General features: G+C 72.1%; 9 protein-coding genes (1 of these 9 cut by a window edge). 5 read left to right on the forward strand and 4 right to left on the reverse strand.

Features of this window, described 5'->3' with window-relative positions; translation table 11 throughout:
- The 3 genes from PQI07_RS19550 to PQI07_RS19560 form a co-directional block, all read left to right on the forward strand.
- Positions 1–1,190: the 3' portion of an autotransporter assembly complex protein TamA gene (locus PQI07_RS19550; RefSeq protein WP_274927241.1), read on the forward strand. 769 nt of this gene lie to the left of the window's left edge; the window shows 1,190 of its 1,959 coding nt (coding positions 770–1,959); its start codon lies off the left edge, out of view; it ends in the stop codon at positions 1,188–1,190.
- On the forward strand, positions 1,191–5,543 hold the full coding sequence (locus PQI07_RS19555) for a translocation/assembly module TamB domain-containing protein (RefSeq protein WP_274927242.1): 4,353 nt from the start codon (positions 1,191–1,193) through the stop codon (positions 5,541–5,543).
- A 129-nt stretch (positions 5,544–5,672) separates the two neighbouring features.
- Positions 5,673–5,990, forward strand: a complete 318-nt coding sequence (locus PQI07_RS19560) for an HPr family phosphocarrier protein (RefSeq protein ID WP_043349643.1) — start codon at positions 5,673–5,675, stop codon at positions 5,988–5,990.
- Between the two features lie 3 nt (positions 5,991–5,993).
- Here the strand turns inward: PQI07_RS19560 and PQI07_RS19565 are convergent, their stop codons facing one another.
- The 4 genes from PQI07_RS19565 to PQI07_RS19580 form a co-directional block, all read right to left on the reverse strand.
- A complete protein-coding gene (locus tag PQI07_RS19565) occupies positions 5,994–6,614 on the reverse strand; it encodes an endonuclease III domain-containing protein (RefSeq protein ID WP_236961385.1) in 621 nt (206 codons plus the stop codon).
- A gap of 162 nt (positions 6,615–6,776) precedes the next feature.
- The gene (locus PQI07_RS19570; protein ID WP_043349638.1) at positions 6,777–7,640 is read right to left on the reverse strand and encodes a hypothetical protein; all 864 of its coding nucleotides are present in this window, start codon (positions 7,638–7,640) and stop codon (positions 6,777–6,779) included.
- 103 nt (positions 7,641–7,743) lie between these two features.
- Positions 7,744–8,835, reverse strand: a complete 1,092-nt coding sequence (locus tag PQI07_RS19575) for a CobW family GTP-binding protein (RefSeq protein WP_043384296.1) — start codon at positions 8,833–8,835, stop codon at positions 7,744–7,746.
- 66 nt (positions 8,836–8,901) lie between these two features.
- Entirely contained in the window at positions 8,902–10,434 is a 1,533-nt protein-coding gene (locus PQI07_RS19580; protein ID WP_051044599.1) for a D-alanyl-D-alanine carboxypeptidase family protein, read from the reverse strand.
- A gap of 265 nt (positions 10,435–10,699) precedes the next feature.
- Between PQI07_RS19580 and queE the strand changes: the two genes are divergently transcribed.
- Both queE and PQI07_RS19590 read left to right on the forward strand, forming a co-directional pair.
- Positions 10,700–11,332, forward strand: coding sequence for a 7-carboxy-7-deazaguanine synthase (gene queE, locus PQI07_RS19585; RefSeq protein ID WP_274927750.1), 633 nt, complete (start codon positions 10,700–10,702; stop codon positions 11,330–11,332).
- A gap of 210 nt (positions 11,333–11,542) precedes the next feature.
- A complete protein-coding gene (locus PQI07_RS19590; protein ID WP_274927243.1) occupies positions 11,543–12,826 on the forward strand; it encodes a hypothetical protein in 1,284 nt (427 codons plus the stop codon).

Raw genomic sequence — 12,826 nt, forward strand, 5'->3', positions numbered from 1 at the left:
CCTTCATCTATGCCGAACCGGGCGACCCGTATTCGCCCCAGGCGGTGGCGGCGATCCGCCGGTCGGTGGCGCGGATCGAGGGCATCGGCGGCGTACGCGTCCGCGAGGGCACGGCGCTCGACGCCGACGGAAACCTGCCGCTGTTCGTCGAGGTCACCGAACGCGAGCGCAACCTCGTGGGTGTCTCGGCACGCTATTCCACCGTCGACGGGCCGGGCGTGCGGGCCTACTACGCCAATCGCAACCTGTTCGGTGGCGGCGAGTCCTTCCGGGTGGACGCCGACATCTACTATCTGGGCCTCGGCAACGACCCCTTCGCCAACCAGCGCAAGGTTGCGGGAATCGGCACGAACGGCCTCGGCGGACGGCTCTCGGCGACCTACGTCCAGCCGGCCCTGTGGGGCACACGCAACGATCTGCTGGCCAACGCCTTCGTCACGCGTGAGGTGCAGCAGAGCTATCTCGTGGATGGCGGCGGTGTCTCTGGGGCGATCCGCCACCGCTTCTCGGACACGTTCTCGGCGCAGATCGGGCTCGACGCCCAGGCGGGCCGGTCGAAGGATGCCCTCGGTACCGTCAATTACCGGCTGATCGGCGTCCCCGCCTCGGTGACCTACGATTCCACCGACAGCCTCCTCGACCCGACGCGGGGCATTCGGGCGATCGCGTCGCTGGCGGTCTATCCCGGCGCGATCTCGTCGCCCGGCATCGTCGTGGCCAAGGCGCAGGGCTCGACCTACTACGCCCTGGACGACGAAGCCCGCATGATCCTGGCCGGCCGCATCGGCTTCGGCTCGGTCTCCGGGGCGCCGCTGGGAGAAATCCCGGACAATTTCCGGTTCTTCGCCGGCGGAGGCGGCTCCGTGCGCGGCTATCCGTATCGGACCCTCGGGCCGATCGGCCCCTACAACCTCCCGATCGGCGGCCGCAGCCTGCTCGAGGCTTCCCTCGAGGCGCGCATCAAGGTCACGGACACGATCGGCGTGGTGCCGTTCTTCGACGCGGGCACCGCCTTCGCCTCCGCGACGCCGGATTTCGATGAGAAGATCCGCAAATCCGTGGGCATCGGCCTGCGCTACTACACCGGTATCGGCCCGATCCGCGCGGATCTCGCCTTTCCGCTCGATCCCTATAAGGGCGGGCACGTGCGGCCGGCCGTCCTGTATCTCAGCCTGGGACAGGCGTTCTGAATGGCTCTTCGGACCGGACTCACGCGACGCCGCGCCACGCCGAACCGCGGCGGCGGCCGGTGGCTTGGCCTCGTCCTGGTCTGCCTGATTCTGGCGCTGCCCTGGGCCGTCACGCTGACCTCCGCCGAAGAGGGGGACAAGTCCGTGCTCGGCGGACTCCTGTCGCGGGCGCTCTCGACGCCCTCGTCCCGGGTCGCGATCGGCGCCATCGACGGCGCCCTGTCCTCCGACGCCACCATCCGGGACGTGGCGATCAGCGACCGCGACGGCGTCTGGCTGAAACTCGACCGGGCCCGCATCGTCTGGCGCCGGCTCGCCCTTCTGTCGGGACGCCTGGAGGTCGACAGCCTCGAGATCGGGCATCTCGACGTGCTGCGGCGACCGATCCCCGGTCCACCGCCGCCTGAAGCGAAGCCCGATGGCCGGCTGCTCCCGGACCTGCCCGTCAAGGTCGAGATCAAGGGCTTCAAGCTGGCCGAGCTGACGCTGGGCGAGGCGGTGGCCGGGCAGCCGGCGCGGCTGTCCGCGGAGGGCCGGGCGAAGCTCGGCGCCGCCAGCGAAGGGCTCGACCTCCAGGCCAGGGCCCTGCGCCTCGACGCGCCGGGCCGCTTCCTGCTGTCGCTGCTGTTCGTGCCGAACGGCGAGCGGCTCGAGCTGAAGGCGAACCTCGTGGAGCCGGCGGGCGGCCTGCTCTCGAAGGCGGCCAACCTGCCCGGCACGCCGCCAATCGACTTCGAACTCGATGGAACCGGGACGTTGGACGCCTGGGGGGCCAAGCTCGACTTCACGGCCGGACCCGACATCGGTGCCAAGGGCGGTGCGAAGATCTCCCGGATCGGGGCCGAGCGGCGCCTCGCCCTGGATCTCGCGGCACGGATCGAGGGCCTGATGCCGGGCCCGGCGGCCGCGATCTTCGCCGGCACCACCAAGCTCGACGGCGGCATCGCCTTCGCGGATAGCGGCGCCTTCCGGATCGACCGGCTGGAACTGACCTCCCGCACGGCGCGTCTGGCCGCTGGCGGCAGCCTGACCCGCGACCGGGTCGCCGACCTGACGCTCCAGGCCCGCGCCCTGCCCACGGAGGGCGACGTCACCCGCGCCGGCGAGGCCGAGATCGGCAAGCTCGTCTTCGACGGCAGCCTGAAGGGACCGCTCGCGGCACCGACGGTCCGGGGCCGCCTCGACGCGGCTGCCCTGCGCGGCCGCGATTCCGGCCTGGACCGGATCGAGGCCAGCCTCGGGATCGACCCGCAGGGCGACCCATCGGCGCAGCGTTTCGCCATCACGGCGGACGGCCGGGTCGACGGATTGAAGCTCGCCGATCCGGCCCTGCGCCGGGCGATCGGCAGCCGGGCCAACGTGACGCTCCGCGCCTCGGCCGGCGCAGACGGCGTGGTCGATATCGCGGCGCTCCGGCTCGACTCCGACACGGCGCGGGCGGCCTATGTCGGTCGCGTCGGCCAGAACACCCTGACGGGCACCGTAGACGCGGCCCTGCCGGACCTCTCGGTGTTCTCGGGTCTCGCGGGCCAGGGCCTTGCGGGCAGCCTCGACGCCAAGGCGCGGCTGAGCGGCGATCCGGCGCGCAAGGCCATCGCGGCCGACCTCGCCGTGACCACGAGCGGCCTCGTCACCGGGATCCAGGCCGCCGACCGCACCCTCGGCCGCGCACCGACCCTTCAGGGGCGCGTCTCCCAGACCTTCGACGGCTACGGCTTCGACCATCTGCGCCTGGAGGGGGCCGGCGTCGCCGCGACCCTGCAGGGCGAGGCGACGGCGTCCCGGGCGGATGTCACCGGGCGGCTCGATCTCAGGAGCCTCGCGGATCTCGACGGACGCCTCACCGGCAAGGCCAGCATCGATGCGCGCCTGACCGGATCCCTGGAACATCCGGATGTGACCGCGGCTCTGACGGCGCCGTCCGCCACCGCGGCGGGAAAGCCGATCCGGGACCTGCGCGCCGAGGCGGTCCTGCGGGACGCGCTCCTCGCCCCGGACGGAACGGTCCGACTCAGCGGCGACGTCGCCGGCAAGGCGCTCACGGGCGGTGCCCACCTCGCGCGCGTCGGCGGCGATTGGGTCCTCGACCGGCTCGGTCTGGATCTCGGCTCTGTCGCCGTCGCGGGCCACGCCATGGTCGCGGCCGACACGTGGCTGTCGGCCGGCGCGCTCACCGTGCGGGCCAGCGATCTGGCGGACATCGCGCCCCTGGTCCCGGAGCCGGTCGCGGGCCGACTCGACGCCGCGCTGACCCTCGCCCGTGACGGCGGCCGCCAGGATGCAGCCATCCGCGCCACCGGGGCCGCGCTCCGATACGGGGAGACCAGCCTCGCGCGTCTCGATGCGGATCTCTCGGGCCGCGACCTGCGCGCGCATCCCGTTCTCGAAGGACGGCTCGAAGCCGACCGGCTTGTGGCCGCCGGCCAGCAGGTCGACACGATCCGGCTCCTCGCCAACGGCAGCCCCGCCTTCAGCGACGTGACCCTGACCGCCCGGTCGCGCGGCTTCAATCTCGATGGCGCCGCGCGGGTCGTTCCGGCCGAGGACACGCGGATCGAGATCCAGCGTCTGTCGGCCGCCCGGGGCGGCGATCGCTTCGCCCTCACCGGGCCGGCGGCGATCACGCTTCGGGACGGTGGCGCCGTGATCGACGGCCTGTCCATCGCGGCGGGCGCGGGTCGCATCACGGCCGCGGGCCGTGTCGGGCAGGCTCTCGACCTGCGGGTGGCGATCCGGTCGCTACCCCTGTCGCTCGCCCGGATCGCCGCGCCGAGCCTCGCCCTTTCGGGGACCCTGGACGGCGAAGCCGATCTCCACGGGCCTGTCACGCGCCCCGAGGGACGCTACGCGATCAGCGTCGCGAAGCTCGTCGCCCCGCAGACGCGGCAGGCCGGACTTCCGGCGATCGACGCCACCGCCAAGGGCACCCTGTCGGATGGGCAGGCGAGCCTGGACGGTCGAGTGACGGCAGGGCGCGGCGTCGCCCTGACGGTCTCGGGATCGCTGCCCGTGGAGGCAGGGGGGCCGTTGGACCTGCGCGCACGCGGGACCCTGGACGCATCCCTCGCCAATTCCCTGCTCAGCGTCGGCGGCCAGAGCGTCACCGGCAAGGTTGCCATCGACGGCGGCGTCACCGGTACGCTGGCGGCGCCGCGGGCGCAGGGCGCGGCGGTGCTGACCGGCGGCAGCTTCACCGATCCGCTGAACGGCCTCCGCTTCACCGGGATCGAGGGACGCGTCACCGGTCGCGGCGACAGCGTCGTGGTCGAGCGCCTGACCGCGAGCGCCCGCAACGGCGGCCGGGTCTCGGTCACCGGCCGCGTCTCCCTCGCGCCCGACTTCCCGGGCAGTTTCCATGTCGTTGCCGACAAGGCCGAACTCGTGTCGAGCCCCTTGATGACGGCCGTGTCGAGCGTCGACGTCACGCTGGCGGGTCCGCTGGCGCGGACACCGCGGATCGCCGGTCGCGTGGATGTCGTGTCGATCGATGTCGCGGTCCCGGATCGGCTCCCGGCCACCATCCGGCCGCTGCCGGGGGTCCGCCACGTCAACACGCCGCCGGAGCTGCGCGCGCGCCTGGCGCAGCGGGCAGAGAGGAAGGCCGCGGCACGTCCCGGGCGGCGGTCCGGAAAGCCGGCCGTGCCGTTCGACGCCACCCTCGACGTGACGATCGATGCGCCGAGCCGCATCTTCGTGCGCGGGCGGGGCATCGACGCGGAACTCGGCGGCGCGCTGCGTGTCACCGGAACCTCCGCGTCGCCCAACGCGAACGGCGCCTTCTCGCTGCGGCGCGGTCAGTTCGAACTTGTCGGCCAGCGCCTGGATTTCAGCCGCGGCCGGCTGACCTTCGCGGGCAGCCTGACCACGCCGGAACTCGATTTCGTCGCCGAGACCAAGGCCACCGACGTGACCGCCCGCATCGCGGTCTCCGGCTTCGCGGACGCACCGCAATTCTCCCTGACCTCGGATCCAGCCCTGCCGCAGGACGAGATCCTGTCGCGGATCCTGTTCAAGAAGGCGTCGGCCGGCCTGTCGCCGTTCCAGGCCCTGCAGCTCGCCCAGGCGGTCGCCCAGCTCTCCGGGGGCGCCGCGGGGCCCGACATGTTCGAGCAGGCCCGCAAGAGCCTCGGCCTCGACAGCCTCGACGTTTCCACCGGCGCGAGCGGCGGGCCGGCGATCGGCGCCTCGCGCTACATCTCGGATCGGGTCAGCGTCGGCGTGAAGGCCGGGGCGAAGCCTGCCGACACGGCCGTCGGCGTCGATTTCGACGTCACCCGCCGGATCAAGCTGAAGGGCGAGGCCGGGAGCGACGGCCGCACCAGCCTCGGCGTCGGCGCCGAGTACGAGTGGTAGCCGGCCCGATCCACAGGACCGGCTTGCGCGTCTTCAGCAAGGCTACGGGATCGACACGCCCGGTCAATGGTTTAGGTTCGGCACAGGCGGCCGCCAGGGCCGCCGATCGGGCGGGAAACACGACGGACGATGGACGAGCTTTTCGAGACGGATGACGATCCGCCGGTTCCGGAGGGCGGCCTTCTCCGCAAGCTCCCGATCATCAACAGGCGGGGCCTCCATGCCCGCGCATCCGCGAAGTTCGTCCAGACCGTTGAACGCTACGACGCCGCCGTGACGGTGACCCGGGCGGGGGAGACCGTGGGCGGACGCTCCATCATGGGCCTGCTGACGCTGGGGGCCGCCATGGGCACACGCATCGCCGTCACGGCCGTGGGCCCGGATGCGGAAGACTGTCTCGACGCCATCGAGGCCCTGCTCGCCAACCGCTTCGGCGAAGACGAGTAGCGGCTAGGCCGTCGATCGGCCCGGCCACGCGCAAAGGTCGGAGACGGGGCATCGGGGGCAGGCAGGCTTCCGGGCGGTGCAGATGTCGCGCCCGTGTCGGAACAGCCAGACATGGGCATTGTCCTTGAAGCCCTCCGGCACGCTCCGGGCGAGGCCGTCGGCCACCGCGTCGACCGTCGGGCCCGGGGCCAGAGGGATCCGGTTCGAGACCCGGAAGACATGGGTGTCGACCGCGATCACCGGCTCGTGGAAGGCGAAGTTCGCCGTCACCTCCGCGCTCTTGCGGCCGATCCCCGGGAGGCGGCACATCTCCGCGGCGCTGCGCGGGACGCCGCCGCCGTAATCCGCCACCAAGGCCGCCGACAGCTTGACGATGTTGCGCGCCTTGGATGGCCCGAGCCCGACCGGCCGGATGATCTCGACGATCCGGGCTTCCCCGAGCGCCACCATGCCGGCGGGATCGCGGACCTCGGCGAACAATGCCTCTGCGACCCGCGAAACGGTCGGTCCGGTGGACTGGGCCGAGAGCAGCACGGTCACGAGCAGGCGGAACGGGTCGGTGCGGTCGAATCCGGCCTTCGGATCCGGATCCCTGTCCGCGAGACGCGCGAGGACCGCGGCCACCGTGGCGGCGTCTCCCGCCTGACCGGCTTCAGACGCCGGTCCCGCGGCGGCCTTTCGGCGCGGAGCGGATCGAATGCCATGGGTCAGGTCGCGGGTCATGGGCGCCAGCTAGGGTTCGGACGCCTCCCGCGACAGGCTCCCTGCGCGCGGCGGATTGACCGCTCAGGCCCGGGCCCGCCGCCAGGGTACCGCATTGGAGCCGGCGCAGAGGTGGAGCGTTCCGGACACGACTGCGCCGGCCCGGCGCCGGAACTCGACCTGCAGCGCGCCGCGACGGGCGAACAGCCGGGTGACCACCCGGACCAGCGATGCCTCGGCCGGGTCGGCGATGATCGGCCGCGCAGCCGTCCGGGCGTCGAGGGCGAGGAAGGTCTCGACCGCATCGCGGACGGCGGCTGGTTCGGTCACGGCCAGCATCTCGGACTCCGCGGGCTCCCAGCCTGCCGGGCGGATGCCGATCAGGTTCCCGGCCGGAACCGAACGCGGTCGCGCCGGACGGCTCGCCGCCAGGATGGGACGCGGCGGTCCCGGATCCTGCACGGGCGCGGACTCACCGACCAGGCGGAGCGGGCGGCGCAGCGCCCCGAGCCGTTCCCGCAAGGCCCGGTCCACGGCCTCGGCGGCTGCGTGCTCCACCAGGGCTGCGGCGTCAGGCTCCGCGGGCTGCCAGGGCCGGGCCCGGCCGCCCCAGACCGAATGGGGCATCGCCAGCGGGACGACCCCGCGCAGCGTCTCGCGGCCGTCGCGCGCATCCCGGCTCCAGGCCAGGGCGACGGCGACGGAACGCGCCGCCGGACGATGCTGGGCCAGCGGCAGGAGATGATCCGGGTCGCGCAGCGGATCGCTGACGGCATTGCGCACCAGCATGGCCCGCCAGGCGGCGACCGCCGCCGCATCCACGGCACCGGGCCGCTGGAGATCGACCCGCCACGTCTCGGCCTGCGGACCGGCTCCGGCATCCGGAATTGCCGTGTCGTCCGCCCGCTCGGACAGGCCGCCCTGTATCACGGTGAAGCGTCGCACCATCGCGTGTCCTGCCTGTCGACGATCCGTCCCGATCCGGGACGATCCGGCGCCTCAGGGGCGCCATTCGGCTCGATGGCTTCAAGGATGGTGCCGCCCGCCGGCGTCAGGGGCCGGGGATCGCCAGGGGGTTGTTGGTGAGCGCCGCGGCGTCCGGCGCGTCGATCCGGGGACGGCCTAGGAAGGCGTCCCAGAGCTGGCGCACGAAGGCGGGATCGAGATCGCGCAGGATCAGCACGAGCCGCGAGGTGTGGTCTGGATCAGGCCAAGCCGGCAGCGTGATCGGCGCGTGGAACACGTGCTGGACGCCGTGGACGACGAGCGGGCGCTCGGGATCGTCGGCGAGGGCGACGATGCCCTTGAGCCGCAGCAGCTTCGGACCGTGGCCGGAGCGCAGGAGGTCCATGAACATCTCGAAGGCGGGGCGCGGCACGGGCGCCGGGCTGGTCAGGCAGATCGCCTGGATCGCGGCGTCGTGGCGGTTCACGTCGGCGTGGTGGCGATCCTGCGCCAGCGCCGCGTCGCCGAGCCAGGCACGCACGTCGGCCGCCTTGCCGTCGAGACCGAACAGACCCCCGAGGAGCGCCTCCGCGGGGGCGTCCGGCGCGACGATCGGGGCGGCCGGGTTGAGCGCCGCCAAGCGTGCGCGGATGCCCGACAGGTCGCCCGCGAGATCGGTCTTGGTCAGCACGATCCGATCGGCGACCGCGGCCTGCCGCAGGGCCTCCGGATGGGCGTCGAGGGTCTCGGCGCCGGTCAGCGCATCCACCAGGGTCACCACGGCCTGGAGGCGGTATCGGAGCACCAGATAGGGATGGTAGATCAAGGCGTGGAGGATCGGTGCCGGATCGGCGAGGCCCGTCGTCTCGATCACCACGCGCCGGAACGGCCGTATCCGGCCGTTGTCGCGCTTGCGCAGCAGATCCTCGAGGGTGGCGATCAGGTCGCCCCGCACCGTGCAGCACAGGCAGCCGGCGCCGAGAAGGATCATGTCCTCGTCGACGGTCTCGATGAGCAGGTGATCCAGGCCGATCTCGCCGAACTCGTTGACGATCACCACCGTGTCGGCGAGCGCGGGATCGCGCAGCAGCCGGTTCAGCAGGGTGGTCTTTCCGGCACCGAGGAAGCCGGTGAGCACGGTCAGCGGGATGGGCTCCGGGCGACGCGGGTCCGGAGCGGGCACGATGGTGTCTGACATAGGCGGCGAAGTGGGGTGCGTCGGGCTCCGCGGCAACGCGGCGCCACGCCGGACACCCGCGATGGCCTACTCGTCCGCCGCGGCCTTCTTGGCGGCCGGCTTCCTGGCCGGCGCCTTGGCCGCCGCCTTGGCATCGGGCTTGGCATCGGGCTTGGTCTCGCCCTTGGTCGACCCGGACCTGTGGGCGGCGGCCTTCGGCGCGGACTTGGTCAGGCCCTTGCCGGGCTTGGCCTCGGGCATCCCGGGCGTCTCGTCGGCCGTGTAGGCGCTCGCGTTCCGCGGCACGCCGTGACCCGGCTTCGCGGCGACCTTCGGGGCCGTCTTGGCGGCGGCCTTCGCGGCCTGGGCGCGTTCGAGCCGGGCCGCCTGGGCCTGCTTGGCTGCCTCAAGGGCCGCCGCGCGCTTGGCCTTGGCGGCCTCGAGCTTGGCGGCGCGGGTGTTGGCGGCGGCGGCCTTCTGCTCGGCCTCCTGCGCGTCGAGGATGTTCTGGCCTTCCGCCGGGTTGCGGCCGATCCAGACGGCGATCGGCTGAAGCGGCGCCCGCGGCGGCAGGGAGCGGGCCCGCAGGGCAGGATTGGAGAAGGCGGCCAGCGCCAGCGCCGGCGAATTCGCCGCCGAGCCGCCGATCAGTTGCGCGGCGGAACCGGGAGCGCTCAGTGCGCCGGCCCCGTCCTCGATGGCCGGCGGCTTCTTGCCGCCGCAGATGAAGGGGCGCATGTCCGGCGGCGCGGACAAGGCCGAGGCCGGGAGCGCGTCGAGGGTCGGGCTCGTCCAGCCGGCGCTCTGGCCGAAGGCGTAGTCGAACAGGTCGGCGGCCTTCACGTCGCGCTCGCGCGGGCTCGGCTGCCCCATCACGATGGTGACGATCCGCCGACCGTTGCGCGTGGCGGTCGCCACCACGTTGAAGCCGCCCGAGCAGATGAAGCCGGTCTTCATGCCATCCGTGCCGGGATAGCGTCCGAGCAGCCCGTTGTGGTTCGCCATCACGGCGCGGCCGAACTGGATCGCCGAGATCGAGAACAGGTCGTGGGAATCCGGGAAATCGCGGATCAGAGACCGGGCGAGAACCGCCATGTCGCGGGCGGAGGTCCATTGCCGCGGATCGGGCAAGCCGTTGGGATTGTACCAGCGGCTGTCATGCATGCCGATCCGCTGGGCAGTCTCGTTCATCAGTGCGGCGAAGTTGTCGACGGTGCCGCCGAGCGACTCGCCGATCGCGTAGGCGACGTCGTTCGCCGACTTGACCATGATGATCTTCAGGGCGTTGTCGAGGGTGAGCTGTGTCCCCGGCTTGAAGCCCATCTTCGAGGGCGGCTCGGCGGCGGCGGCGGCCGAGATGGTGATCATCGAGTCGAGCGAGACCTTGCCCTGCCGCACGAGATCCAGGGCGACGTAGGTGGTCATCAGCTTGGTGATCGAGGCCGGATACCAGGGATCGGTCGGCGCCTGCGCGTAGATCACCTTGCCGGAATCCACGTCCGCCACGAGGATCGGCACCGTCACGGCATTCGCGGCGCCGATCCCGATCAGGCCCGCCCCGAGCAGACCCGTCAGCGCCGCAAACCCGACGGTGACGCGTCGGTAGAGAGAAGAGGACATTCGAGCCCGACTCATCAGAGGATCGCCTGGTCGACGCCGCGGGGCGTCGGTTTTCCGGCCGGCCAGCCGGAGAGCGGCGCAACCCGGCCGGCCGAAAGCGGTCGCCGGACTGCATCTCGGCATGAACGAGTCCACCATGGCAAGAGCAAGGCGAGATCGCACCGCGCGTCTGCTCGGCGCGGTTGTCGGTGGCCCACCGGACAGGCACGGCTTATGTGCAGTCAGAGCGCGGAGCGGACCGCGCGCGGACGTGACTGGGACAGTTGTGGCTTACGCGGTCAAGGAGATTTTCCACACACTTCAGGGTGAGGGCGCCCAGGCCGGCCGCGCCGCCGTGTTCTGCCGCTTCGCCGGCTGCAACCTGTGGTCCGGTCGCGAAGCCGACCGCGCGTCAGCGGCCTGCCGATTCTGCGACACGGATTTCATCGGGATGGACGGGGAGGGCGGCGGCCGCTTCACGGATGCGGCGGCGCTCGCCGACGCGATCGCCGCCACCTGGGCGGGAGGCGCCGAGAACCGCTACGTCGTCTTCACCGGCGGCGAGCCGCTGCTCCAGCTCGACACGCCCCTGATCGAGGCCGTCCACGCGGCCGGGTTCGAGATCGCGATCGAAACCAATGGGACTTTGCCCGCGCCGCCCGGTATCGACTGGATCTGCGTCAGCCCCAAGGGAAGCAACGCCCTGGTGCAGACCTCCGGCCATGAACTGAAGCTTGTCTATCCGCAGGCGGACGCCGATCCGGCGGCTTTCGTCGGGCTCGCATTCCAGCACCGCTTCCTCCAGCCCATGGACGGGCCGGACCGCGCCGCCAGCACGGAGGCGGCGATCGCCTATTGCCGCCGCGATGCCCGCTGGCGGCTGTCGCTGCAAACCCACAAGATCATCGGCATTCCCTGACAAGATCAGCGCAAGACGGGGGACGCCGCTCGACAGTGCTCCTCCCATCGCGCGGAGAATCGGAAACGATCAGCCCTGTGTTTCAGCTGCGGAACAGGGCCGTTGAGCGCCGATGGATCTTTCTCACAGCCGCGGATCATCTCCGCGCCAGCGCGGAATGCGCACGCTTCCGAATGCCACGGGATCTGGCCGGTCGATCCCGATCCGCATGTGACGAACCTGTCCGGCCGTCAGCTTTGGCATTTCCGGGGCGGGGTACCGGTGGCGGCCGAGATAAACGGAATCCGCATCGCCGCGGATGACGCGCGGATCGCCCAGATCGGCATCCGGCGGGACACCCAAGCCCGCCCCTATCCAGCGCATTTCACCCACGCACCGGCAACCGGCGAGATCCTGCGCAACCCCGCAACCGCCGAGGAGCCGGCCACGCTCGAGATCGACCGCGGCAGCTTGACCGAGCTTCCTCTGCCGAGCGGCGTGCCAGTGCTGCTCCGGGCCGGGCGCCCGGCCGCGCTCCACCTGTTTCAGGAAAACCTGGGCGCCTTGGACACCTGGGACGGCCGGACGTTCCTGCCCCTCGGCCGTCTGCCCGCCGCTGCACCGCGAACCACGCCGACGGCGTCTCCCGCGGGGATCGCCTACACCACCGCCGACGCGCTGGTCTCGGCAGGACTTCCGCAACTCGGTCTCCGCCTCGCCTCCGGCGAAGTCGGCCTACCGCGCCTGCGCTTTCTCTCCGCTCCAGGCTGGGACGGGATCGACCTCCTCGCCCTGGCCGAACGGGACGGGCGGCTCATCCTGTGCCGCAGCACGGTCGGCTCGGATGCCCTCGCCCTGCTGGACCTCGACAGATCCGCGTCCGGAAGCCGGTTCTCAGGTCCCTGGAAAAACCGCCTGGGCGACATGTTCTGGACTGGACCCGACGGGTTCGTCGCGTTCCGGGCGGGCGGCGCAGGCGCGGCTTTCGTTGCTTGGCCGGACGGCTTCGCGCCGATCACCGCGCAAGCGCCGTGGCGCGATCGGGCCGACCAGCACCACCAGCTCGGCATCCTGGAGGGTCGCTACCACCTCGCCGCAGTGACGCCGGACCGGACGCTCCGCCCCCTCGACGGGCCGCGCCTCGCCGCCGGACCCGTCGCCTACTGGGGCGCGGACCGCTTCGACCTGCCCTGGCAGCCGCCGGCCGAGACGCTCACGCTCGGAGCGCACGCGGGCGCTCTCCTCGTTCCGCTGCTGGCCTTGCCCCGCGATACCGTGCTTCTCGCCCTGGACATCGACGCTCCGCGCGCCGGATTCCTCCAGAGCGCCGCTCTCCGCGAACCGGTGATCGGCCACGTCCTGCACCACGCCCACGGGGTTGGCCTTCACCGCCTTCCGATCACCCTGGAGGTGGCGTCACGCGGCGACGCCGACGCGCTCCTGCACGACAACGCGCTGTACCTCTGGACCCGGTCCGGGCGCAGCTGCCACGCGCTGCGGCTTCAGACGGCCTGA

Source organism: Methylobacterium sp. 092160098-2 (assembly GCF_028920805.1).
GTDB lineage: Bacteria > Pseudomonadota > Alphaproteobacteria > Rhizobiales > Beijerinckiaceae > Methylobacterium > Methylobacterium fujisawaense.